This is a genomic window from Zobellia russellii, from assembly GCF_044597075.1.
GTDB lineage: Bacteria > Bacteroidota > Bacteroidia > Flavobacteriales > Flavobacteriaceae > Zobellia > Zobellia russellii.
On sequence record NZ_CP139000.1, the window covers coordinates 2,239,193 to 2,265,835 of the forward strand.

Sequence of the window (26,643 nt, forward strand, 5' to 3'; positions counted from 1 at the left end):
CTGCTATTTAACAATTTTAACAATATCGCATGAGCCTGATAAACACAATGAATATCAAGAATTTGAACCATATCTCTAATCCCATTTCATGTTCTGTAAACGAACTGCATTTAAAATTGCCAATAATGCCACCCCTACATCTGCAAAAACAGCTTCCCACATGGTAGCCATACCACCAGCACCGAGAATCATAACCAAGGCTTTGACCCCAAATGCAAGACCAATATTCTGCCAGACTATTTTTCTGGTAGACTTCCCTATTTTTATGGCCTGTGCTACTTTGGCCGGCTCATCGGTCTGAATGATAATATCTGCGGTCTCAATGGCCACATCACTGCCCAAACCGCCCATAGCAATACCAACATCGCTTGCGGCCAATACCGGAGCATCGTTTATTCCATCACCAATAAAAGCCACTTTTGTTCCGGAGACACGTTTTAGGTTTTCAACTTCGTTGAGTTTATCCTCTGGTAGAAGTCCGCCCTTTGCCCAATCTACGTGCAGTTCGTTTGCCACTTTTTGCGTAATGGCATCCTTATCTCCGGACAACATTACAATTTTTGACACTCCAGTTTTCCGTATACGCTCAACAGCAGCCCTAGCACCCTCTTTAAGTGCATCGGAAATAACAACATAACCCACAAACTTTCTATCAACAGCAACCATTACTACACTTTCTACAACATCCTCCGTCTCTTTTGGAACTGATATTCCATTAGCAACCATTAGTGCCCTATTTCCAGCTAAAACGGATTTACCGGCTACCGTACCTGCTAAGCCTTTACCAGCAATTTCAAATACATCTTTTGCTTTACTGGTTGCTCCTTCCTCCTTATACTCCAGAATGGCCTTTGCTATGGGATGGGTAGATTGTGCTTCAATGGCCATGAGATACTCCATAAAATCTTTTTCGGTTAAGGACGCACCAGATTCCTGAGCATTAGCCTGTAAAACAATTTCCTTAATTTGGAACACGCCCTTAGTTACAGTTCCCGTTTTGTCCATAGCCAAAGTGTTGACTTTGGTAATGGTATCCAGAAAAGAAGCGCCTTTGAACAAAATACCGTTGCGGGAAGCAGCCCCCAGTCCCCCAAAATATCCTAAAGGAATAGAAATTACCAAGGCACAGGGACAAGAAATTACCAAGAAAATTAGAGCACGGTACAGCCAATCCCTAAAGATATATTCCTCCACAAAAAAGTAAGGTAGCAGGGTTACACCAATAGCCAAGAAAACCACAATTGGAGTATAAATTCTAGCAAACTTCCGGATGAAAAGTTCTGTTTTTGATTTGCGGGCAGTGGCATTCTGGACCATATCCAAAATACGGGCAATGGAACTATCCTTAAATTCTTTAGTAACTTCAACTTCAATAACACCATCCAGATTGATGCTTCCTGCAAATACTTTCTCGGTCTCAACTATACTTGATGGTTTACTTTCCCCGGAAATTGCCGCCGTATTCAAACTGGCCCTAGCCGACAACAATTTACCGTCTAACGGAACTTTTTCACCCACGAGAACTTGAATATGCTCGCCAATTTCTACAGCCTCCGGAGCTACTGAAACAAAAATACCATCACGAAGAACCATAGCCGATTTAGGCCTCACATCCAATAACGCCTTAATATTTCCTCTAGCCTTTGTTACCGCGGAATGTTGAAACAGTTCTCCCACCGCATAAAAAAGCATCACCGCCACACCTTCCGGATATTCCTCTATAGCGAAAGCACCAACCGTTGCAATGGTCATCAATAGAAACTCGGTAAAAAAATCTCCGTTCACAATACTCTTCCAGCCCTGTTTCATTACTGGAAGCCCCACGGGCACATAAGCAATACCGTACCAAACTATACGCACCCAATCGGTAAAGAAAGGCACGTTAAAAACATCTAGAGCAATGCCTGACACCAATAAAACAAAGCTAATACCAGCTGGAAGATATGGAGAAAACTTAGTGGGCTTTTCACTTTCACCACTTCCACAACAACTATCACAATCGCCATTAGCAGCTTCATCTGAATGTTGATGAGTATCTATATCCTGAAGGTTGACCTTCTTCTTTTTCATGATTTTTCCAAAATTGTAAATTCTTAAATACACTCCTTCACCCGAGCGGCACGTACCCTAAATAAACACGACTACCCGTAAAATAAGGACCTCGAACACAAAAATTATTGAGCGAAACGAGTTCATTAACAATGTTATTGGCTTAGTGGCTATGTTCCGCTTCTCCTTTTTTCAACTCCGCCATTAAATAGTATGCATTATTGAAAGCAAACTTGGAACTATTGGCTATTGGAGCCAAAAAATTGACTGCCACCCAACCATCATCTTCAGTACCTAAAGTTACTTCATGTGGAACAAAACGAAACGCATCTGCCTCTTTTTCTACAGTAAAAACAAAGGTTTTATCTCCGTCTTTGGCGCTAGCACTTTCGGGAACAGCTTTTACCTCATTAACGGCTATCTGGATTCTCCCTTTTATATACATTCCGGGAATTAGGTTTCCTTCCTTATTTTCTATTTCGGCATGTACGTGTAAGGCCTTGGGACTTTGTTCAAAGGTTTTCCCAATAGAATAAATCTCTGCCGTAAACTCTTTTTCTCCTAATGATTGTACAAAGAACTTCACGCTCTGCCCCTCCTGTATCTTAAAAACATCCTTCTCAAAAACCATGAGATCGGCATGCACATGATGAGTGTCCACTACTTGAAACAGGTCCGTTTGGGGGTCTACATATTGTCCCGTTTTTACCTCCACCTTTTGCACATGGCCTTCAATAGGGCTACGCAATGCCACACGCTGGTAGATAGTCCCTTTTTCTACTCCGCCTGCGTTTATATTCAACTGCCGTAATTGAGCTGCCAAACCTTTAGCCCTACCTTGCGATGCTTGATATTGGGCTTGCGCTTTCTGAAAATTCAACCCACTGCCTACACCGGCATCATACAACTTTTTTTGTCGTTCATATTCCCCTTTCAAAAACTGACTATTACTAAAAGCATCCAAATAATCGGTCTGTTTTTGAATAATATTGGGGTGCGATAAGTAGGCCACCGCTTGACCTTTGGCAACTTTATCGCCCTCAATAACCTCAATGGACACCACATTTGCCCCTACCACCGAGGTTATTGTAGCTTCGTTCTGCGGAGGTACCTCCAATTGCCCGTTTGCCTCGACATAACCGCTCATATTTCGCATATGCAAAGTATCGGTCTGCATTTGCAAAGCTTCAAACTGCTGTTGGCTAAGCATGACTTCCTGCTCTTCCTCTTTGTGACCTTCAGATTCCTCATGCCGGTGATTTTCTTCTGTGTTTTCTTTTGTCTTGCTCTCGCCACATGACGTAACTGCAAGCATCAAAAGGAAGAAGGCTAAAACTTTATATGTATATGGATGTTTCATGTTTTATTGATTGAAGTATTGTAATTCGTATATAGATTCTAGGTAATTGTCCAGCGCGTCCAGCGCGTCCATTTCGGTTTGTATGGCATCCCTAATAATCTGAGTGAAGCCCAAATAATCTACTGCGCCCTCTTTAAAGGCTAAAAGCGCCCCCTTGTGTTGCTGCTCGGCAAGCGGAAGTGCCTCGTTCTTATAGAAGGACCAAGACGTCTTCCATTTTTGATAAGAAACTAACGCTTGTTGATATTCGGACCTTAGCTGTTTCTGCTCAAAATCAGATTTCGTCTTTTCAATTTCGCTATGGATTTTAGCCGATTTTTTCCTGCTACGTGCCGTTCCCGAAAAAAATGGAACTGACACGCCGGCCTGATAACTATAAAAACCATCCGCTCCGTTCACTTTCTGAAGACCACCCTGCAAATTGAATTTAGGCAACAATTCTGCCTTTGCCGCTTTATAATCCGCCTGTGCTTCGTCAATACGTTTTTGCGATAATTGATATTCAGGGTGATTTTTCAAATTAGGTTTAACCTCAAATACCATGTCCATCTCATTACCCAAATCATCAGGAACAGAATAGAAAGTTTCAGAAGCCAACCAAAGGTTAAACCTTTGCAAGGCAATATCATAATCGGCCTGTGCTTGCTGGTATTTGTTCCTAATCTGTAAAGCCTGGTTTATAGCCGAAGTATATTCCAATTGGGAAATAGCCTCAACTTCATAGTTAAGTTTAATTGCCTTTTTGAACTGCACATAGACGGAATCCAACTTTTTATACAAGAAGTATCCTTTCTTCGCCTTATAGGCCTTTGCCCAAGCTTTCTTGACCTCCTGCTCAACCTGAAGTTGGGATAGGTTATATGCCGCTTTTGCCAGAGCAACCCGTTGTTGGTACAATTTTTTCTTCGCCCCAATCCCAAATAGGTCTATCTTTTGTTGGCCCAGACCTACCAAAGTATACACCCCACGGTCATCGGAAATTTCCTCACCTCCGCTAAACACCTGTGTAGTTCCCAAATCATAGATTTCGGCCTTTTGCACAGATTGTCTTTCTATTTCCAATTGTTCTGATTTCAGTAATGGAAAATTTTGTTTGGCGGTCTCTACCGCTTTATCCAAGGAGATAACAGGTAAAGAAGCTTCCGTTTCTTGGGCCAATCCATTGAATGTCATCGCCATAAAACCAATAACAAGAACGGCCGGTTTTAACGATGGATTCAATCTTAACTTTCGCTCTTCCCTATTTTCTACCCATTGATAAAAAACAGGAAGAATAAATAGCGTTAATAAAGTAGACGTCAACAAACCACCAATAACCACTGTTGCCAGAGGGCGCTGCACTTCCGCACCCGCCGAAGCTGAAATGGCCATGGGCAGGAAGCCTAAAATATCTGTAAAGGCCGTTAGCATGATAGGACGAATACGTCTTTTTGTGCCTTGAACAATCCGGTCTTTTAAATTAGTAACTCCTTCTTCCTTCAACTCGTTCAATCCGGATATCATGACCAATCCGTTTAGAACTGCCACTCCAAAAAGCACAATAAAACCCACACCGGCCGAAATACTAAAGGGCATATCCCGTAACCAAAGGGCAAAAACCCCGCCAATAGTCGCCATAGGAATTGCCAAGTAAATCATAATGGTCTGAGGAAGCGATTGCAAAGCAAAATAAATCAGGATAAAAATGAGCAGTAACGCAATAGGGACCACCACTTGCAATTTTGCACTTGCCCTTTCCAAATTTTCAAAAGCGCCCCCGTACCGTATAAAATAACCCGCAGGCAATTTAAATTCCGCATCTAGCTTTGCTTGTATATCCTCAACAACAGATTTCACATCTCTATCCCTAATATTAATTCCCACATACGTTCTGCGGTTGGTGTTGTCCCTACTTATCTGCATTGGGCCCGGTTCATAACTGATGGTCGCCAATTCACGAAGGGGAATCTGAGAGCCATCATCCAAGTTCACGAACAGATTTTGAACATCTTCAATACTGTTCCGGTTTTCTTCATGCATGCGCACTACTAAATCAAACCGCTTTTCGCCTTCAAAAATCACACCTGCCTTGCCGCCTGCAAATGCCGCTTGGATTAAACTATTTAGCTGATTGACGCTAACCCCGTATTGGGCCAATTTGCTTCGGTTATAATGAATTGTAATTTGTGGCAGCCCGTTTGTGGCTTCGACCTTCATATCTGCCACACCGGGAATGTTGGCAATAAGTTTTCCCATTTCATCGGCCTTACTGGCCAACACCTCCATATCCTCACCAAAAATCTTAATGGCCACATCTTCACGAACTCCCGTAATCAGTTCATTAAAACGCATTTCTATGGGTTGGGTAAATTCATAATTCACTCCTGGCAGAATACTAATAGCTTCTTTGATTTCTTGTATTAATTCTGCTTTGCTTCGGCCGGACTCCCATTCAGTTTGCGGTTTCAAAATGGCAAAAATGTCCGCAATGTCCATAGGCATGGGGTCTGTGGGAACATCTGCAACACCGATCCTGCTTATGACACGTTCAACCTCAGGAAACTTAGCCTTTACTATTTGTTCTATTTTTGTAGTGGTTTCAATACTCTCGGACAAGGAACTACCCGGTTTTAAAATGGCATGAAAAGCAATATCACCTTCATCCAGTTGCGGAATAAATTCGCCGCCCATGCGGGTAAAAGTGAATACCGCCAAAAGAAAGAGTACCACCGCACTAGTAATAATCAATCTGGACTTTGTCAACGATTTTAACAACAGAGGCTCGTAAGCCCTTTCTACCCCATGAACAAACCGGTCTCCGTAAGATGGTTTTTGAGATTTAGGAGCTCTTAAGAACCATGCCGAAATCATAGGCACATATGTGAGACACAAAATCATGGCCCCGATCATGGCAAAAATAAAGGTGAATGCCATGGGCCGGAACATTTTTCCTTCTACCCCTTCCAAAGCCAAGATGGGCAGGAATACAATGAGAATTATCAACTGTCCAAAAAATGCGGCATTCATCATCTTTTTTGAAGCATTGGCTGAAATTTCATCGCGCGTTTCCGCAGTAACGGTTTTCTTTTTTACTACGTAGGAATACATTAGAAAGACCGTTCCCTCAACAATAATTACTGCACCATCCACAATAATTCCAAAGTCTATAGCACCCAGACTCATGAGGTTTGCCCAGACATCAAAAAAATTCATTAGAATAAAGGCGAATAAAAGCGATAAAGGAATGGTAGAGGCCACAATAAGACCGCCACGCCAATTGCCCAATAAAAGAACTAACACAAAAATTACGATTAAACCACCTTCTAAAAGGTTGTTCCTTACCGTTCCAGTGGTCTCCGCAATCAGCTCGCTACGGTCAAGAAATGGTTTTATTTTGACACCTTCTGGTAAGGAATGCTGAATCTGTTCCATCCGTTGGATAACATTCTCGATTACCTCATTAGAATTAGCTCCCTTTAACATTAAAATCATGCCTCCTACCGCTTCTCCGGTACCATCTTTGGTTAGTGCCCCATAACGAACGGCACTACCCATATGAACCGTTCCTATATCCTTTATTTTAATGGGCACTCCGTTAACGGATTTAACTACCATATTCTCAATATCCGAAATGCTTCTGGCCAGACCTTCGCCTCTAATGAAATTGGCCTGATGATTACGCTCAATATAAGCACCACCTGTATTCTGGTTATTCCTTTCCAATGCTCTAAATACCTCAGAAATACTTATACCTATGGCCCGAAGCTCATCCGGGTCAACTGTTACCTCATATTGTTTTTGATTACCGCCAAAGGCATTTACCTCTACCACACCGGGTACCATGGCCATTTGTCTGCGGATGATCCAATCTTGAAACGTACGCAGATCCGTTATGGAATACTTGTCTTTATGTGCGGCATCTACTTCCAGTACATATTGATAAATTTCACTAAGCCCTGTGGAAATTGGCCCTATGAAAGGTTTACCAAAACCTGCGGGAATTTGTTCCTGTACTTCGGGTAGTTTTTCTGCTACCAGCTGCCTAGGGAGATAGGTTCCTACTTTATCATTAAAAACTATGGTTACTACGGAAAGTCCAAATCGGGAAACGGAGCGTATTTCCTCTACATTGGGCAAATTACTCATGGCCACCTCTACAGGATAGGTCACGAATTGTTCTATATCTTCCGTACCCAAATTGGGCGACTGCGTAATGACCTGCACCTGATTATTGGTAATATCAGGTACCGCATCTATGGGCACTTGGGTCATGCTCCAAACACCGGCACCTATGAGTGCGAGCGTAAATAGACCCACAATAAATTTATTATGGATTGAAAAATCAATGATTCTATTGATCATATGGATTGCTATAATTCAGTTAGACAATGTCTCTTTCAGCCATGCTATAAACACAACAAAAACTAGGGTAATGAAACCCGAAACGGATTCATTACAACGGGATATAGGTATCCTATAAAAAACTAAATTATGCCCTGGGAGGTTGCAGAAGGTCTAGAACAACATCTTTACCAAGACTATCAAAATGCGCCAATTCCTCTTGGGAAATTAGTGATTGAAAAGGCTCAAATGTTCGTATTTCAAAATTTACCGTATGTGTATGGCAACAATGACACATGCAGAAAGGAGAACACAAATCACCAGATTCATGTCCGTGATCCATACCATTATCAACAGATACCGTAACCTGATCTTCAGTAACGGAACCTTCATCACTACAAGGCACAACGTTAAGTGCCAAGAAGTAAACGGATAATATGATGGCGAATAATCTCACAATACAAAGATAGAAAGATTTTGATCGGTGACTGATACTCAAAACCGTTAATTTGGCAGTAATCTAGTCCGCGCCCAGTAATTTACGACAGACTCTTGGATAGATTTCTATTATCCAATACGTTTTAGAAATCCATGAATCCTTAAAACACCAAAAATTACACTCCCTATTTACCGTTAGGGTTACTTCTCATATTCATTTATCTTTGCGGGCTCAAAACCAATTCATGTCCTATTCACTTCTTTCCTCACCTTTGCAAGGTTTTACAGATGCCACGTTCCGTAATGCACAGCAAAAGTTCTTTGGCGGTATAGATACCTTTTACGCCCCTTACATTAGGTTCAATAGAAAAATGATTATTAAAGGGTCATACCAACGCGATTTAAACCCGGAGGTGAATACCAGCTTAGAATTGATTCCCCAGGTAATGACCGCAGATGTGGAGCACTTCCTATTCGTGATCAAGTACATTGAGTCCTTAGGGTATACCGAGCTTAATTGGAATTTAGGCTGTCCATACCCTATGGTTACGAACAGCGGCATGGGATCAGGACTTATTTGTAATACCGAAAAAATAGATCATATTTTAGATCGTGCACATAGTGAGACCAATGTAACCATATCTATGAAAATGCGTCTAGGGTATGAAAACAGTACCGAAATTCTAGATGCCTTCCCCATTCTTGAAAAATACCCGCTAAAGAACGTAGCGATACATGCACGTCTTGGAAAACAATTGTACAAAGGCGGTGTAGACCTAGAAGCTTTTCAGAAATGCATAGACGTTGCCAAGCACACTTTATACTATAATGGCGATATTACCACGGTAGCACAATTCAAAGCCATGAGAGAGCGCTTTCCTTCAATTGAACATTTTATGATAGGCCGCGGGCTTATAGCCGACCCATTCCTGCCCAGTATGATCAAAGCGGACACCACGGAATACCCTGCCAAACGATGGGACATCTTTAAAGAATTCCATGACACTATTTACCAACAGTATGATGCTATGCTGTCAGGACCTACCCCAATTAAAATGAAAATGCTTGGCTTCTGGGAATTCTTTTCACAATCTACACACAACCCCCAAAAAGTATACAAGGCCATAAAAAAAGCAGGAAACCCTATGAAATACAAACAAGCTGTAGGGGAAATTATAGCTACCCAAAAAAGAATGACAACAGCTTAGGAACTCCGAACAAGAACCGAAATACACCTAATAAAAAAGCTCTTTAAAACTAATGTTTAAAGAGCTTTGAATAAAATTGTGACCCCGGCAGGATTCAAACCTGCAACCCTCAGAGCCGAAATCTGATGCGCTATTCAGTTGCGCCACGAGGCCAATTTTATGCTAATTTCTGTTTTACTATGGCAGATATGGTTTTGCCATCTGCCTGTCCGGCCAGTTCTTTGGACACTATGCCCATAACCTTGCCCATATCTTTCATGCCAGATGCTCCTGTTGCATCTATGGTCTGCACTACTACTTTTTCAATTTCTTCTTCCGTAAGCTGTTCCGGTAAAAACTGTTCGATTACCGCAATCTGTGCCAATTCCGGTTCAGCAAGATCTGCTCTTCCCTGTTCCGTAAAAATAGCCGCACTGTCCTTACGTTGCTTTACAAGTTTTTGAACCAGCTGAATTTCATCTTCCTCTGTCATCTCCTTGTCCGTACCACTGGTCTGTGCCATAAGCAGGGCCGATTTTATAGCGCGAAGTGATTCCAAAGCAACACTATCCTTTGCTTTCATTGCCGCTTTCATCTGCTCCATCACCTTTTGTTGTAAGCCCATCCCTTTTTTATTTAGGACTGCGAAGATAAAAAATAAACCCGAAAAAAAATTAATTTTTTCGGGTTTAAGCTTGAGTTAGTTAGTTTATTTTAAAATATCTAATCTACATTATCGTGTAAAAAAGAATTGTTGGAACGTAACCTAATTTCATCGTTGCTATCCTCTCCCAACGTAGTTCTTGAAACCTTGCTCTCTTCTCTTCTAGCATCGCTTAAATCAATACCCTGACGTTTGTAAGCCGGCTCCTTTTCAATTTCGTCAATGCTGCTTACACTGTTTTGAAACTTATAATTGAAGTCCTTTAACTTTCTTCTTCGCTCATCCGCTCTCTCCCTTAAAAGATCATCAATTGGGCTGTTCATTGGGTCTACCTCTGCCGGTGCTTCACTTTGAGGTGTTTCAACACGCTTTACTTCCATTTTAGGCTCTTCCCTAACCACTGGTTTAGGTTGTTGCGGTCTTGGAGTAGGCTTTGGTGCCGGTTTGGCGTTGGTAAGCTTTTCCTCCATTTCCATATAGTCGTCCAAACTATAACGCTTTTCGCCTTCCTCGTTATATTCAAGAACAGGAATAACTTCTACGTGACTGTTAACGTCTATATCCTTAACATCATCATCCAGACTAAAAGTAATAACATTATCTTGTGCTTCGTCTTCCACTTCATCTTTTTGAGTGAAAGGCATATCAAAACTCATGGTAATCTGCTCTTCCTTAAGTTTATCATAAGATACTGTCATTGGGTCTATGACCTCAATATCATTGATAGCATCTTGGGCATTAACGATTACAAAATCGTCTTCAGAAGTGTTTACCTCTGCCACTTCTTCTAAAACTTCTTCATAAAAAACGTTGAAGTTTTTAATATAACTAGTAGTCTCTATTAAATCCATGCCCGGCTCCTCTGGCGCATCTTCTTCAAGAGTGTGCTTGATCACCGGGGGTTCTTCCTTTACTTTTTCAATTGGCAATTGGTGAACTACGTTCTTTCTTGCCATTAAATCATGCTGGGCACGTTGCTCATCTTCCAACGTGTGAATGATTTTTTTAGTTTCGGTATTTACAATTTCATCTTGCTGATCTACATCAAAACCCGTTGCAATAATGGTTACGGCAATAGCCTCTCCTAAATCTTCATCTTCACCTACACCCATGATGATGTTAGCGCCATGACCTGCTTCTACTTGAATGTAGTCATTAATTTCACCAATTTCATCAATAGTAATTTCTTGAGAACCGGAAACAATAAGCAACAATACGTTCTTGGCCCCACTGATTTTGTTATCGTTCAACAATGGAGAATCCAACGCTTTTGTAATGGCCTCATGCGCCCTTGCAGAACCTGTTGCCTGAGCAGACCCCATAATGGCCGTACCACTATTGGAAAGTACGGTCTTGGCATCCCTAAGGTCAATATTCTGTGTATAGTGATGCGTAATTACTTCTGCAATACCTCTAGCAGCTGTAGATAATACTTCATCCGCTTTAGAGAAACCGGCTTTAAAACCTAGGTTACCATATACTTCACGAAGTTTGTTGTTATTGATTACGATCAATGAATCTACATTGGCACGTAATTTTTCAATACCTATACGCGCTTGTTCGCAACGCATTTTACCTTCAAACTCAAAAGGCATGGTAACGATGCCCACGGTAAGCACGTCCAATTCTTTGGCTTGTTTAGCTATTACAGGAGCAGCACCTGTACCGGTACCACCACCCATACCAGCGGTAATAAATATCATTTTGGTAGTAGTGGCAAGCATCTGCTTGATTTCTTCCATACTTTCCAAAGCGGCCTGTTCACCCACCTCAGGGTTGGCACCAGCACCCAATCCTTCTGTTAGTGAAACACCTAGTTGTATTTTTGTTGGCACAGAACTATTGTTCAAGGCTTGGGAATCCGTATTACAAATTACGAAATCTACGCCATTGATGCCCGACTGAAACATGTGGTTGATCGCATTGCTACCACCGCCCCCTACGCCGATTACTTTAATTACATTGCTTTGATTCTTTGGAAGATCAAAGGATATTCCATCAAATTCCGTGTTGTTGTTCATAGTGTATTTTTATTACTGGTTAATGTGTGTCATACTTTACTCGGCGTTATCCAAAAAGTCTTTCAACTTCTCGGACCATTTGTCAAATACCGATTTGCGTTCTTTTTGAACTTTTGCCACTGCTTGCGGTTGCTGACGTTCTTCTTCTTCATGGCCTGCCATAACAAGTTCTCCCTCGTCTACAGGCTCCTCTTTAACTTCAACAACCTTACCTTTTTTTTCATTCGCTACGGCATTCATTAATAGACCAACTGCTGTAGCGTATAAAGGACTTGCGATTTCGGCATCTGAATCGCCCGCCAAATGTTCATTAGGGTAACCGATACGTGTATCCATACCCGTAATGTATTCCACCAACTGCTTTAAGTGCTTCAACTGGCTTCCACCACCTGTAAGCACAATACCTGCAATCAGTTTCTTTTTTTGTTCATCATGACCGTAGTTTTTGATCTCGGCATAAACTTGCTCAATAATCTCAACTACACGTGCATGAATAATTTTGGATAGGTTTTTAAGGGTAATCTCTTTAGGCTCCCTACCACGTAAACCGGGTATAGAAACAATCTCATTATCCTTATTTTCTCCTGGCCAAGCGGAACCGAACCTTACCTTTAAAAGTTCTGCTTGTTTTTCAATAATGGAACATCCCTCTTTAATGTCTTCGGTTATTACACCACCACCAAAAGGAATTACCGCCGTATGCCGGATAATACCATCTTTAAAAATGGCCAAATCCGTTGTACCGCCTCCTATATCGATCAATGCCACACCGGCCTCTTTTTCTTCCTTGCTCAATACGGCATCGGAAGAAGCCAAAGGCTCCAATGTAATATTACCTAAATCCAGACCGGCGCTTTTAATACACCTGCCTACATTTTTGATTGAGGAAACCTGTCCTACAACCACATGAAAATTAGCTTCCAAACGGCCACCGTACATACCAATAGGCTCCTTAATCTCTGCCTGTCCGTCCACTTTGTATTCTTGTGGAAGCACATGAATGATTTCTTCGCCCGGAAGCATCACCAATTTGTAAACTTGATTACACAGCTTATCCAAATCGTCATCATTGATAACTTCTTCAGAATCTGCCCTTGTGATATAATCGCTATGGTGCAGACTTCTTATATGCTGCCCGGCAATACCCACCACAACAGAACCGATTTTAAGACCTGAGTTAAGCTCAGCTTCTTCTACGGCTTGTTGTATGGACTGTATAGTCTGTGTAATATTGTTTACAACACCGCGATGCACACCTAAACTTTTAGATTTGCCGATGCCTAGAACCTCAATCTTACCATACTCGTTTTTCTTACCGATTATGGCTACGATTTTGGTTGTTCCAATGTCCAATCCTACCGAATAATTACCTACTTCCATAACTTAAATTTTGGTGCACACTACTTGATTGTCAAACTCTAAACTAACAACATCATAGTTCTGCAGAGTTTTGTCTTTATTTGCTTTGGCGTAAAATGCCTTGAAATTGCTAAACTTTTCTTTCAACCTTTCTACATCTCCCAAATTGACAATAAACTCTTCGGTTCGAAAGCGAAGCTGGTATTTCTCCTCGCTTACGATGTGTAACCCAATGATGTTTTTCCTAAGAAACTCGTCCGTATTGATGTAGGTCAAAACCTTATAGACATCCGCTAAGCCTTCATCCGTTATCCGCCCGGTAATTATAGGTACCCGTGCAGAATAGCTATTTGACAATGGCATTTGCTTTCCGTCCTCGTCAAGATAAAATTTTGAATCCCCTTCTATACGTCCGATTGGTGTGCGTTGAATGATTTTCGACGCTAATTCACCGCTTACTGTAAGATAAACTTGGGCACTTTTCACCATTTTGTTGGCCTCAATGGCCTTCTCCAGGTTATTCAAAGCTAATTTTTCTTTGGGCAAGTTTTCAAGGCTACCGAATTTTTGTATTAACAATTTATTAACCGAGCCTTCGGTGATGAATAAATTTTGATTTTCAACGAATTCAATCGTTATTCCTTTTACATTTCGTTTCGCGCTTCTTTGGTTAGAAAATGCGTAAAGCCCCGTTATTACAACGATTAAAGCTAAAAACTTTATGTAGTTATAATTAATACGCATGTTGCAACTCTTTTGTGATCTTACTAACTTCCAAACCTATATCTCCCGCACCCATGGTAATAAGAACCTGTGGATTTTGTTCTTTTATTTCGTTTATTAATTTGGTTTTCTGAATTGTTTTTACTTGGGCTCCCTTCATCTTATCCAACAACCATTCCGAAGTTATTCCTTCAATAGGTTTTTCCCTAGCCGGATAGATATCCAATAACAGAATACTATCAAACTTTGAAAGGCTTTTCGCAAATTCATCTCCAAAATCCCTAGTCCTTGAAAAAAGATGGGGTTGAAAAATAGCCAATGTTCTCTTGTTAGGGTGCATTTCCGCTACCGCATCATAAACGGCATCTATTTCTGTGGGATGATGTGCATAATCATCTATAAAAACAAAATCTTCGTTTTTTATTTTATAGGAAAACCGTCTTTGTACCCCTTTAAAGGTTGCCAATGCACCAGCTAATTTATCTGCGGATACACCAGTGCGCAAGGCCATAGCAAAAGCTACCAGTCCGTTTAACAGATTATGCCTTCCCGGTTTACTGAACTTCACATCTATTAAAGTGGCATCCGGAGTTTTCAAATCAAAAATATAGCTTCCATTCTCGATTTTTAGATTGGTAATACAGTAATCCGCATTATCATCTATCCCATATGTAATTCCGGCCAACGACAACCCTTTTCTCACGAAAAGTGCTCCATCCGGCGCCACTCTGTTGGCAAACTCAACAAACGACTTCTGTAATTCCTCTGGGTTGCCATAAATATCCAAGTGATCTGCATCCATAGAGGTTACACAAGCCACATTAGGAAACAACCTTAAAAAGGACCTATCAAACTCATTCTGCTTCCACAACGGAATAATCCGTGCCTTCAAAAACAAAATTACTATTGAAATCTTCGGAAATTCCACCTAAAAAACCTGTAAAATTAACCCCTGTTTCTTTTAGCAAGTGCGCCAAAATACTTGTCGTGGTAGTTTTACCATGTGTACCCGCAACCGCCAAGCAGAAGCTGCCTTTGGTTATCAACCCTAAAACTTCTGATCGTTTTTTAATTTCAAAACCATTGTTCTGAAAATATTGATATTCCGTATGCTCAACAGAAACCGCAGGTGTATATACTACAAGGGTATTTTCGTTATTTTTAAATAAATCCGCTATATCATTAATATCATCTTGATAATGGATATCCATATCCAGACCGGAAAGTTCTTCCGTAAGCGGAGTTTGGGTTTTATCATAGCCGGCAACATTCTTTCCTATAAACTTAAAATAACGTGCCAATGCAGACATACCAATGCCTCCAATGCCAATAAAATATACGTTATGTATGCGTTTTAAGTCCATTTCTACCAATCTTCATGCCTCTAGTTACGGGTGGCATTCCCAATTAATTTTTCTATTTCGTCTACAATATCCTTAGTTGCATTAGGCAAGGCCAACCTTTTAATATTTTCGGCCAGACTTGCTTGCTTGGCTTTATCTTGAAAAAGCTGCGTAAACTCGTTTTCAAATTTCGCGTCCAGTTCACTTTCTTTCAATAAAATAGCCGCATCTTCATTAGCAAGTGCGCGTGCATTTTTTGTCTGATGATCCTCTGCCACGTTGGGCGAAGGAATAAATATTACCGGCTTGCCCACAATGCACAGTTCCGATACGGAACCGGCACCAGCGCGCGATATAATGATATCTGAAGCAGCGTATGCATAATCCATCCGGTTCATAAAATCCAACACCTTCACCATTTCCGAGTTGTATTTGGCATACTCATCTATGTAAAGTTTACCACACTGCCATATTAATTGAACACCTGTTTTCCCAAAGAAATCAAGGTTAGCCGCTATCAATTGATTGATGCGTCGTGCACCAAGACTTCCGCCTAAAACCAAGAGTGTAGGCACTCCCGTTTTCAATCCAAAGAAATCCAACGCTTCATTTTTATCGGCTGTCATTTCCACTAAATCGCCACGAACCGGATTCCCGGTCTTTACAATTTTATCCATTGGAAAAAACCGATCCATCTCATCATAGGCCACACAAATTTTGGCCACTTTATCCTTTAGTAATTTGTTAGTAATACCGGCATACGAATTCTGTTCCTGCAATACACAAGGCACGCCTTTACCAGAGGCCACGCGCAACATAGGACCACTGGCAAAGCCCCCAGTACCTATTACAGCATGGGGCTTGAACTTTCGGACTATTTTACCTGACTTCAACAAACTACTTATTACTTTAAATGGAAACATTAAATTTTTAAGGGTCAGTTTCCGTTGTAACCCGCTAATCCATAATCCTTCAATTTCGTAACCTGCTTGCGGCACCTTCTCCATCTCCATACGGTCCTTTGCACCCACAAATAAAAATTGTGCGTCAGGATGCCTCCTTTTCAATTCGTTGGCAATGGCAATTGCCGGGTAAATATGCCCGCCTGTACCACCACCGGAGAGTATGAATCTATAATTGCCCACTTAGTACTTCTAAAGGATTAGTTTCATCTATATCTGCGGATGGTTTTTCCGCATTTGAATTTTTATTACTTACACTTAAAATAATACCAATGGCCAAGCAGGTCATCCAACTACTGGTACCACCACTACTGATCAGCGGTAAGGTTTGCCCTGTTACAGGAAAAAGCTCAACCGCAACGGCCATATTTATCAATGCCTGAAAAACGATAGGAAGCCCTACTCCAAGGGCTACGAGTTTTCCAAAAATAGTACCACTACCATTGGCCACTACCACAATTCTAAACAACAGAAACATATAAAAAAACATAAGGGCAAAACCACCTACAAGTCCATATTCCTCAACAATTATCGCATAAATAAAATCCGAGGAACTCTGTGGCAAAAAGTTCTTCTGAATACTTTTCCCAGCACCCTTCCCCACGATACCGCCCGTGGCAATAGCAATCTTGGCCCGTTCAATTTGGTAATCCGCTTCCGTATCTTCTGCATCGGCAAAATTCTCCACCCTACTGATCCAAGTATCTACACGATTGGGAAACAAACCAGGAATTGCCTTGGCCGTTAGTATAAAAAATGCAAGGCTCAACACACTCGCACCTATAATTCCGATAAGATATTTAATAGGATATCCTCCTAAAAAACACAACAAAAGCACCATAGAAAATATAATGGCCGCAGTTGAAAAGTTTGCTGGTAAAATAAGGGCTACCGTTAGAAAAACAGGAATCCACAACGGCAAAATGCTCTCCTTAAATTTCACATCTTTAAGACGGATCTTACTGAGATACCTAGCTACATATATCATTAATACCACGGCAGCCAGATTAGAGGTCTGAAACGAAATACCCACTAGCGGCACACTGATCCATCTACTAGCATTGGCACCTCCTATAGTAGTTCCTTGAGCCAAAGTAAACACCAACAAAACCAATACAATAGGCATGGCAATAAGAGAAAGTCCCTTAAAAAAATGCGAAGGAATACGATGTACCCCATATATAATACCAAAGCCCAATGACAACAACAATGCATGTTTTACCAAATACCCAAAAGTGGTTCCGTTCCCCACAACATACACCAGGTTACTACTGGCACTGTACACCGGTAAAAACGAAAACAAGCCCAAGAGGGCCGCAATGGCCCAAATAGCTTTATCTCCTTTGATATTTTTAAAAAATTCGTTCACTCTATATACTTTTTACAATGCTTTTACAGCTGCTTTAAACTGGTCGCCACGATCTTCATAGTTCTGAAACAAATCAAAACTGGCACATGCGGGAGACAACAACACCGTATCGCCACGTTCGGCAATCTTATAAGCTACTTTGACAGCTTCTTCCATTGCAAAGGTCTCGACCATCAAATCCACCACGTTACCAAAAGCATCTTTGATTTTTTCGTTGTCAAGTCCTAAACAAACTATGGCCTTAACTTTTTCACGCACTAACGGCATCAATTCTTTATAATCATTGCCTTTGTCCTGTCCTCCAACAATCCAAACAATAGGTGTTTTAACGCTATCCAATGCGTAAAATACAGAGTTTACGTTGGTTGCCTTAGAATCGTTTATATACTGTACGTGATGTATTTTCAATACGTTTTCAAGGCGATGTGGCGCTCCCTGAAAATTAGCGATACTCTCACGGATCGATGCTTTTCTTATCCCTACTAATTTTGCAGCAGTCATTGCCGCCATGCTGTTCTTTAAGTTGTGTTTTCCTTCTAGTGCTAATGTCTCTTTTGTCATTTCCAATGTCTCGTTAGTTGAGTTCAATATTATGTTGTTGTTCTTTAAGTAAGCTCCTTCTTCCAATTCTCGCATAATGGAAAAAGGGAGCAATTTTGATTTAATGGGGTGCTTTTCAAGCCACGCGACAATCACCGGATCATCTGCGTCATATATAAAAAAGTCGTCTTCGGTCTGGTTCTCCGCTATGCGGAATTTTGAAGCGACATAATTTTCAAATTTGTAATCATACCGGTCCAAATGGTCCGGAGTAATATTTGTTAGAATGGCGATATGCGGTTTAAAATCTACAATACCATCCAACTGAAAACTGCTGATTTCCAAAACATAGAAATCAAAATTGTTCTCCGCTACCATTTTGGCATAACTATCACCAATATTCCCCGCCATTCCTACATTTGCACCTCCTTCTTTTAAAAGGTGATTTGCCAACATAGTTGTGGTGGTCTTACCATTGCTTCCGGTAATTCCTATTAAAGTAGCATCTGTATATTTTGATGCAAACTCGATTTCCGAAATAACCGGAATACCCTTTTCCTGCAAGGCCTGAACCAATGGTACCGTATCAGGTATACCCGGACTCTTCATTATTAAATCCGCATTTAGGATTTTTGCCTCGGTGTGCTTTTCAGCTTCCCAATCAATATCAAAATGTTCAAGAACGTTTCTATATTTTTCTTTAATTTTTCCTCTGTCGGACACAAAAACCTCGTATCCCTTTTTCTTTCCCAAAATGGCCGTGCCTACTCCACTTTCGCCTCCACCTAAAATCACCAACCTTTTCATCTTATCTTACTTTCAAGGTAACGATGGTAATAATGGCCAATAGGATACCTACAATCCAAAAACGGGTTACAATCTTACTCTCATGATACCCTTTTACCTGATAATGATGATGAATGGGCGACATAAGAAAAACACGTTTTCCCTCTCCAAATTTCTTTTTGGTATACTTGAAGTAACCCACCTGTATCATAACCGATAAAGACTCGGCAAAGAAGATTCCGCATAAAATGGGAATCAATAATTCCTTTCTAATGATAATGGCGATTACCGCAATGATCCCTCCAATTGTTAAACTACCGGTATCTCCCATAAACACCTGTGCAGGAAAGGCATTGTACCAAAGAAACCCTACCAAAGCCCCTACAAAAGCAGTTATAAAAACTACCAATTCCCCTGAATTGGGTATAAACATGATATCTAAATAATTGGAAAATATGACGTTACCGGATACCCACGCAAATATGCCGAGCGTAAATACAATAATTGCCGATGTACCTGCTGCTAGCCCATCTATACCATCCGTAAGGTTAGCTCCATTGGAAACCGCAGTTACAATAAGTATTACGATAGGAATGAATATCAACCACGCATAATCCCTAGCACTTTCTCCGGCCCAACCAATAAAATCACTATAATCCAGTTCATTGTTCTTGAAAAAAGGAACCGTAGTGCGTACGGATTGAATTTCCTTCCCCATAACGTCACGCACCTGAAGCTCCTCCGTAATCATAGTGCTAGAGTCTTCTCTCATGGTTACTCCAGGGTGAAAATATAGGGTAGCTCCAACACCAAGTCCTAAAACTACCTGACCCAAAACCTTAAACCTGCCTTTAAGCCCTTCTTTGTCCTTTTTGAACACTTTAATGTAATCATCCGTAAAACCGATGAAACCCATCCAAAGTGTCGTGACAATCAACAAGATGATGTAAATATTATCCAACTTAGCGAACAGAAGAACCGGTATTAAAGTAGACATGATAATGATGAGTCCGCCCATGGTAGGGGTTCCCGCCTTTTGTTTCTGTCCTTCAAGACCAAGGTCTCTTACACTTTCGCCTATTTGTTTCTTTTGAAGAAAAAGAATAACACGCTTACCATATACCGTAGCGATTATCAATGAAAATAGAATAGCCATAGCTGCTCTAAAGGTGGTGAACTGAAACAAGCTCGCCCCCGGCAACTGGTATTGTTTTTCTAAATATTCGAATAGGTAGTATAGCATCTTTTAAGCTTCTAGTCTTTTTCTTATTTGGTCCTTGTTATTTATCCAAACTTTTGAGAACGTCTTTGACCATTTCAAAATCGTCAAAGTGAATACGCTTTCCGTTGGTTTCCTGATAGGTCTCATGACCTTTACCCGCAATGAGGATAATATCTTCGGCATTGGCCAATTGGCACGCCGTTTTTATAGCCTGTTCCCTATTTTCTATGGATAGGATTTTCTTTACGTTCTGTGGCTCCACTCCTTCTTCCATAGCTTCAATTATGGAGGACGGCGACTCACTTCTAGGATTATCCGAAGTAAAGATGGCCTTGTTGCTCATTGCCGAAGCAATATGACCCATTACCGGACGCTTAGATCTGTCTCTATCGCCACCACACCCCACAACGGTGATGACGTTTTCATTTCCAGTTCTCAAAGTGCTGATTGTTTCCAACACATTTTTTAGCGCATCCGGCGTATGGGCATAATCCACTATGGCAGTAATCTTTTTACTAGATATAAAATATTGAAAGCGGCCGTCTACATTGTCCAATTCACTCAGCAACCTTAAGGTTTCCAGAGTTTCCATACCCAACAAATCCGCGGTAGTGAAAATGGCCAACATATTATAGGCATTAAAATGACCTATTAACCTAGACCACAGTTCATGCTCGTTTATTTTTAACAGTGTACCGTTAAATTGACTCTCCAATACTTGCGCACGATAATCCGCATACGTTCTTAGCGCGTAGGTATATTTTTTTGCTTTCGTATTCTGAAGCATGACAGCCCCATTCTTATCGTCTATATTGGAAATGGCAAAAGCACTTTTTGGTAATTGATCAAACAGTATCTTTTTGGTATCCCTATACTCTGCAAATGTCTTATGGTAATCTAAATGGTCATGGGAAAGGTTCGTGAAAATAGCCCCTTCAAAGACCAACCCTTGTGTTCTTTTTTGGTGAATTCCGTGCGAACTGACTTCCATAAAACAAAACTCCACACCAGCCTCGTTCATAAGGTACAGGTGCTCATTGATTGTCAATGCATCCGGAGTGGTATGGCTTGTTGCATAAACCTCATCATCTACCATAATTTTGATAGTTGACAAAAGCCCCACTTTGTAGCCCGCTTTTTTAAACAATTGATACAGTAAGCTAGAAATAGTGGTCTTACCATTGGTACCCGTTACCCCTACTAATTTTAAATTCTTTGAAGGATTACCATAAAAATTAGAAGCCATCATTGCCAAGGCAGTATTGCCGTCCTTTACCTCTACATAGGTAACCCCATCTATAGTTTGCTGCGGTAGCGTCTCGCACACAATAGCTTTTGCACCAAGATCTATAGCCTTAGCTATATATAAATGACCATCTGTTACCGTGCCTTTTATAGCCACAAAAACATCATCCATCTTAACTTTTCTAGAGTCAAAACAGATAGCGTTCACCAAAACATCGGTAGAACCGATTACGTTGGTGAGGCTTGCGCCGAACAATATGTCTTTTAGCAACTTCACGATAATTCTAGTGTAATTTTTTTGATATCCTTAATATCCGCTCCTTGTGAAACGGACTGTCTTTTTACTTTGCCATTGCCCCTTACCTCTACTTCAATCCCTAAATTTTCAAGAATGGAAATAGCATCCATACCGCTCATACCCTTAACATTAGGCACTTGCTTATAGCTCTTTTGGGCCTCCGCATAATATTTCTGGTACGATTTATCCAATCGTTGGTCTTTCATCTTTTCCATATCTACCTCATCTACCAACGGCGATGTAGCGTACACCTTCTGAGCAACAGATTTAAATACCGGTCCGGAAACATCCGCCCCATAATACCCCACACTCTTGTCCGGTTCATGAATAACCACTATACAGGAGTATTTTGGGTTTTCCGCCGGAAAGTAACCTGCAAACGAGGATATGTATTTTAATTTGTCCGGATCCTTGGACACATAGTTTTTCTGTGCCGTTCCCGTTTTCCCTGCCATTGAAAAATTAGGTGAATACAGACCGTGACCCGTTCCATATTTTTTCTCCACTACATTCTTTAACAACTGCTGAACTTTAGCCGCCGTTTCTTTAGAACAAACCGAAGGATTAATCACCTCTTTATCAAATTTCTGAATGGTAAGATCCCACTCACGCACTTCTTTTATCAACCTAGGCTTTACCATTTCACCATCATTGGCGATAGCGTTATAAAATGTCAACACTTGTAAAGGCGTCATTGAAACCTCATACCCATGGGACATCCAAGCCAACGAAATACCGGACCAACCTTTATCCCCAGGAAATCTAATAACCGGCTCTCCTTCACCCTTTATAGGCAAATCAAGCTTTTTGTTGAGATTCATACTCATAAGACGATTGACGTATTTTTCCGGATCGTTCTTGTAATTGTTATGAATCATTTTTGCAAAAGCCGTGTTGGAAGAAACCTCAAAAGCATGGCCTGCAGAAATCTTACCGTAACCGCCCCACTTGGAATCCTTTACAATTCTATCATAGATTTTCCAGCGTCCTTTTTCCGTATCCATTACGGTATTGGTATCAATTACCTTATCTTCTAGCGCTGCCACAAGCGACATTAACTTAAAAGTAGATCCGGGCTCACTAGACTCCCCAATAGCATAATTTAAGCGCTCATAATACTTACCGGACTCCGTTCTACCCAAATTTGAGATAGCCTTCACCTCTCCGGTTTCCGTTTCCATTACAATAACACAACCATGGTCCGCTTTGTAATGCTCCAGCTGCCCCAGCAAAGCATGGTGGGCGATATCTTGAATATTAATATCGATGGTAGACACCAAATCATACCCATCTTTAGGCTCTACGATATTCTCCCACCCTATTGGCTTCCACTGGCCTTTGGCAATCTTTTGTTTTAGTCTTTTTCCTTCAACACCTCTCAAATATTCCCCATAGGCCCTTTCCAGCCCCACACCGGAATAGTACCCATCCTCATCTACATTCTCGTACCCAACGCTACGCTCGGCAATCTTACCTAACGGATGCTCCCTAACCGTTTTCTGCTCAATGATCAACCCTCCTTTGTACGGACCTTTATTGAACAAGGGAAAATCCTTAACCGTTATATATTCTGAATAATCCAGGTTTCTAGCGATAAGTGCATACCTATTTTTATTCACTTTAGCCTTGCGCAATAATTTTTGATAATGCGATGAAGGCTTACCCAGCATTTTTGAAAGCGAATTGGACAATGGCACAATATTCTTTCTAAAATCCTCATCGCTTACGGTAACCGCATCAAAACGAATAGTGTAACGCGATACTGAAGTAGCCAACAAACTACCATCATCCGAGTACAGGTTACCTCTATTAGGCGCAATAGTGAACATTTTCTCCGTACGCTCCATAGCCAAAGCCTTATACTTCTCTCCTTGCACGAACTGAATGTTCACCAATTTGAAAAGTACTGCTACAGCAAACAGGAACATGAACGCCGTTACAACGTACAACCGGGTCAATATGCTTTTTTCGGTTACAGCCACTATTCTTCCTCTTTGTTTGATATTACCCTAATCTGTTTGGGCGGCACCTGTGAAGGAAACAACCCTTTCTCCGCAACGATCTGCATTACGGTAGATTCCAACTTTAATTGCTGAACATCCGATCGCGCATCTACAAATTCATTACGAAGCTCTTTCACCTCTTCGTTCAAAGCGGCAATTTGATGTACTTTTTTATCCGCACTATGCGAGCTACCGATCATTACCGTAGCCAGAAAAGAAGTGAAAATGATGAACAACCAGTTCTTAGGCGCGTCATCACTCACCAAAAACCTACCTTTAAGTATGTTCAACAATCCTTTTTTCATGTTTTTCTTCTCTCTTTTCAATTTTTAAGATTCACTTTTTCTATGCGCTCCGCAATTCTCAATTTGGCACTTCGCGCACGATTATTCTGTGCTATTTCCTCTTTGGACGGAACAATTAACGGCCCCACTTTTTTAAATGGAACATCTATATTTCCATAAAAATCTTTTGGCGCCTCACCCTGAAACTGCCCTTCTCTAATGAACCGTTTTACCAAACGATCCTCCAATGAGTGATAGCTTATTATACTCAACCTACCTCCTACATCTAGCAACTCCGGAGTTTGCAACAAAAATTCCTCTATTACAGCAATCTCCTGGTTGACTTCAATACGAATGGCCTGATAAATTTGGGCCAATATTTTATGCTCTTTTGCATTGGGCAGAAATGAGCGCAACACCTCTTTCAACCTGTCTGTTGTCTTTATAGGCTCTTCTTCTCGCTTTGCCAAAATGGTCTTTGCCATGGCATTCGCATTTCTTAAATCGCCATACTGAAAAAGAACTTTTCTTAAATCGTCATAATCATACGTATTGACCACATCATAAGCGGACAAAAGATTCCTTTTGCTCATGCGCATATCCAAATCCGCTTCAAAACGGGTAGAAAATCCGCGTTCAGCTTTATCAAACTGATGTGATGAAACACCAAAATCGGCTAAAATTCCATCTACCTTTCTAATGCCATAGAACTTAAGAAACTGCCTTATGAACCTAAAGTTCTCATTGATCAATGTAAACCTTGGGTCCCCTAGCGTATTTGCAAGCGCATCTTCATCTTGATCAAAGGCAAACAACTTACCCTCGCTTCCCAATTGCTTCAATATGTGCTTGGAATGCCCTCCGCCACCAAAAGTGACATCAACATACACGCCGTCTTCCTTTATATTGAGACCGTTTACGGACTCTTCCAATAAAACAGGGTTATGATACATAGCTTTCGTCATCTCCGTCATCCCCCATCACCTCTTCTGCCAGTTCGGCAAAATCCTCTGCAGTTTCTTCCAATACTTTCTCATAACTATCCTTGTCCCAAATTTCAATAATGTTGATTGCCGAACTCAAAACCACCTCTTTAGAGATATTGGCAATCTCCACAAGGTTCTTAGGAATTAGCATTCTACCTGTAGCATCGATCTCTATGACCTTTACCCCAGCCGAAAAACGACGGATAAAATCGTTGTTCTTTTTCTTGAAACGGTTTTTCTTGTTCATCTTCTCCATAAGAAGATTCCACTCTTCCATAGGATATAATTCCAAACAAGGCTGAAAAACAGATCTTTTGATGACAAAACTTTGATTTAAAATAGGAGACATTCTGATTTTTTAGGGCAACTGGTATCATTACCCTACCTTTGGCATCGGCCTTACAATCGTATGTCCCAATGAAATTTATCACTTAAAAAAGCTGTTTTACAATACTATAACTCAAAACTACAAATTTTATTACCACATTTTACCACTAATTACCACTTTGTTAATAACTAGTGGCTTTTGGGCATAAATTATGGTCAATTTAGTGCCCTGAAAAAAGAGCGAATTTTAGTCGTAATCAAAAAATAATGGGCAATTCTCGCTTTATTGGCCTATACTTGTATAATAGTCATTGTAGGATTATGTCTATCTTTGACGAACAGACCAAGAAGTATCTTGAATGGAAGAAAATTTAATTAAGGAAGGAAAATTCCGGTATATAGAGATAGGCGAAGGTACACCTATCATTATTTTACACGGTCTTATGGGAGGGCTTAGCAACTTTCAAGGTGTTACTGAATACTTTCCGAAAAAGGGTTATAAAGTACTTATTCCAGAATTACCTATCTACGATATGCCCATGCTTAAGACGAACGTCAAGCAATTTGCTAAATTCCTAGCCAAATTCATTGAGTTCAAAGAGCTTAAAGATGTTATATTATTAGGAAACTCTCTAGGAGGGCACATAGGTCTACTCCACACCAAGCTGTACCCTAAACTGGTAAAAGCCCTCGTAATTACAGGCAGTTCCGGTTTATATGAAAGTGCTATGGGAGACGGCTATCCAAGACGTGGCGATTATGAATTTATAAAGAAAAAGGCCCAAGACGTTTTTTATGATCCCGCCATTGCCACCAAAGAAATTGTAGACGAGGTATTTGCAACTGTAAACGACCGAAAAAAAATTATAAAAACATTGGCTATTGCCAAAAGTGCCATACGCCATAACATGGCCAATGACCTCCCCAAAATGAATACACCAACCTGTATCATTTGGGGCGAGAACGATGGGGTAACCCCACCGGACGTGGCCGATCTTTTTCATGAATTGCTACCTGATTCCGACCTTTATTGGATCGAAAAGTGTGGTCATGCCCCAATGATGGAGCATCCTGATAAATTTAACGAAGTTCTGGACAACTGGTTGACCCAACGTAAATTTTAGCAACCACACTACCCAATTAAATAGTTTCCGAAG

General features: G+C 40.8%; 18 protein-coding genes, 1 tRNA gene and 2 pseudogenes. 2 read left to right on the forward strand and 19 right to left on the reverse strand.

Translation table 11 applies throughout. The features are described from left to right. Window positions 1–75: 75 nt before the first annotated feature. From SJY45_RS09045 to SJY45_RS09060, 4 genes are all read right to left on the reverse strand, one after another. On the reverse strand, window positions 76–2,070 hold the full coding sequence (locus SJY45_RS09045) for a heavy metal translocating P-type ATPase (RefSeq protein ID WP_400074190.1): 1,995 nt from the start codon (window positions 2,068–2,070) through the stop codon (window positions 76–78). A 142-nt stretch (window positions 2,071–2,212) separates the two neighbouring features. Further along, window positions 2,213–3,409 (reverse strand): efflux RND transporter periplasmic adaptor subunit, encoded by a 1,197-nt coding sequence (locus SJY45_RS09050; RefSeq protein ID WP_400074192.1) that lies wholly within the window; start codon window positions 3,407–3,409, stop codon window positions 2,213–2,215. Window positions 3,410–3,412: 3 nt separating this feature from the next. Next, window positions 3,413–7,750, reverse strand: a complete 4,338-nt coding sequence (locus tag SJY45_RS09055) for a CusA/CzcA family heavy metal efflux RND transporter (protein ID WP_400074194.1) — start codon at window positions 7,748–7,750, stop codon at window positions 3,413–3,415. A 127-nt stretch (window positions 7,751–7,877) separates the two neighbouring features. Next, a complete protein-coding gene (locus tag SJY45_RS09060; RefSeq protein ID WP_400074196.1) occupies window positions 7,878–8,186 on the reverse strand; it encodes a DUF6660 family protein in 309 nt (102 codons plus the stop codon). A 226-nt stretch (window positions 8,187–8,412) separates the two neighbouring features. On the opposite strand from SJY45_RS09060, the gene SJY45_RS09065 reads away from it, so the two are divergent. After that, window positions 8,413–9,375 carry a tRNA dihydrouridine synthase gene (locus SJY45_RS09065; protein ID WP_400074198.1) on the forward strand — a complete coding sequence of 321 codons (963 nt, stop codon included), beginning with the start codon at window positions 8,413–8,415 and terminating at the stop codon, window positions 9,373–9,375. 79 nt (window positions 9,376–9,454) lie between these two features. Here SJY45_RS09065 and SJY45_RS09070 read toward each other — a convergent pair. The 15 genes and pseudogenes from SJY45_RS09070 to mraZ form a co-directional block, all read right to left on the reverse strand. Next, a tRNA-Arg gene (locus SJY45_RS09070) sits at window positions 9,455–9,528 on the reverse strand. Window positions 9,529–9,532: 4 nt separating this feature from the next. Then, window positions 9,533–9,979, reverse strand: a complete 447-nt coding sequence (locus tag SJY45_RS09075) for a GatB/YqeY domain-containing protein (protein WP_215441255.1) — start codon at window positions 9,977–9,979, stop codon at window positions 9,533–9,535. A gap of 98 nt (window positions 9,980–10,077) precedes the next feature. Continuing rightward, a complete protein-coding gene (gene ftsZ / locus SJY45_RS09080) occupies window positions 10,078–12,039 on the reverse strand; it encodes a cell division protein FtsZ (protein WP_400074200.1) in 1,962 nt (653 codons plus the stop codon). 36 nt (window positions 12,040–12,075) lie between these two features. After that, a complete protein-coding gene (ftsA, locus tag SJY45_RS09085) occupies window positions 12,076–13,419 on the reverse strand; it encodes a cell division protein FtsA (RefSeq protein ID WP_215911802.1) in 1,344 nt (447 codons plus the stop codon). A 3-nt stretch (window positions 13,420–13,422) separates the two neighbouring features. Then, window positions 13,423–14,142 (reverse strand): cell division protein FtsQ/DivIB, encoded by a 720-nt coding sequence (locus tag SJY45_RS09090; protein ID WP_400074202.1) that lies wholly within the window; start codon window positions 14,140–14,142, stop codon window positions 13,423–13,425. Continuing rightward, window positions 14,132–15,485, reverse strand: a pseudogene (gene murC / locus SJY45_RS09095) (UDP-N-acetylmuramate--L-alanine ligase). The gene SJY45_RS09090 and the pseudogene murC overlap by 11 nt, the downstream one beginning before the upstream one ends. A gap of 20 nt (window positions 15,486–15,505) precedes the next feature. After that, the gene (gene murG / locus SJY45_RS09100) at window positions 15,506–16,609 is read right to left on the reverse strand and encodes an undecaprenyldiphospho-muramoylpentapeptide beta-N-acetylglucosaminyltransferase (RefSeq protein ID WP_400074204.1); all 1,104 of its coding nucleotides are present in this window, start codon (window positions 16,607–16,609) and stop codon (window positions 15,506–15,508) included. Then, window positions 16,596–17,795 carry an FtsW/RodA/SpoVE family cell cycle protein gene (locus SJY45_RS09105; protein WP_400074206.1) on the reverse strand — a complete coding sequence of 400 codons (1,200 nt, stop codon included), beginning with the start codon at window positions 17,793–17,795 and terminating at the stop codon, window positions 16,596–16,598. The genes murG and SJY45_RS09105 overlap by 14 nt, the downstream gene beginning before the upstream one ends. A 12-nt stretch (window positions 17,796–17,807) precedes the next feature. Further along, window positions 17,808–19,142 (reverse strand): UDP-N-acetylmuramoyl-L-alanine--D-glutamate ligase, encoded by a 1,335-nt coding sequence (gene murD / locus SJY45_RS09110; RefSeq protein ID WP_400074208.1) that lies wholly within the window; start codon window positions 19,140–19,142, stop codon window positions 17,808–17,810. 1 nt (window position 19,143) lies between these two features. Next, window positions 19,144–20,364, reverse strand: a complete 1,221-nt coding sequence (mraY, locus tag SJY45_RS09115; protein WP_215441245.1) for a phospho-N-acetylmuramoyl-pentapeptide-transferase — start codon at window positions 20,362–20,364, stop codon at window positions 19,144–19,146. A gap of 37 nt (window positions 20,365–20,401) precedes the next feature. Beyond that, window positions 20,402–21,865 carry a UDP-N-acetylmuramoyl-L-alanyl-D-glutamate--2,6-diaminopimelate ligase gene (locus SJY45_RS09120; RefSeq protein ID WP_400074210.1) on the reverse strand — a complete coding sequence of 488 codons (1,464 nt, stop codon included), beginning with the start codon at window positions 21,863–21,865 and terminating at the stop codon, window positions 20,402–20,404. Beyond that, entirely contained in the window at window positions 21,862–23,868 is a 2,007-nt protein-coding gene (locus tag SJY45_RS09125) for a penicillin-binding protein (RefSeq protein ID WP_400074212.1), read from the reverse strand. Before SJY45_RS09125 ends, SJY45_RS09120 begins: the two co-directional genes overlap by 4 nt. Continuing rightward, window positions 23,868–24,194 (reverse strand): FtsL-like putative cell division protein, encoded by a 327-nt coding sequence (locus tag SJY45_RS09130; protein ID WP_215441242.1) that lies wholly within the window; start codon window positions 24,192–24,194, stop codon window positions 23,868–23,870. Before SJY45_RS09130 ends, SJY45_RS09125 begins: the two co-directional genes overlap by 1 nt. Window positions 24,195–24,211: 17 nt before the next feature. Continuing rightward, the gene (rsmH, locus tag SJY45_RS09135) at window positions 24,212–25,126 is read right to left on the reverse strand and encodes a 16S rRNA (cytosine(1402)-N(4))-methyltransferase RsmH (RefSeq protein ID WP_400074213.1); all 915 of its coding nucleotides are present in this window, start codon (window positions 25,124–25,126) and stop codon (window positions 24,212–24,214) included. After that, window positions 25,116–25,590, reverse strand: a pseudogene (gene mraZ, locus SJY45_RS09140) (division/cell wall cluster transcriptional repressor MraZ). The gene rsmH and the pseudogene mraZ overlap by 11 nt, the downstream one beginning before the upstream one ends. Window positions 25,591–25,845: 255 nt before the next feature. Between mraZ and SJY45_RS09145 the strand changes: the two are divergent. Next, window positions 25,846–26,610, forward strand: a complete 765-nt coding sequence (locus tag SJY45_RS09145; protein WP_215441239.1) for an alpha/beta fold hydrolase — start codon at window positions 25,846–25,848, stop codon at window positions 26,608–26,610. Window positions 26,611–26,643 lie beyond the last annotated feature (33 nt).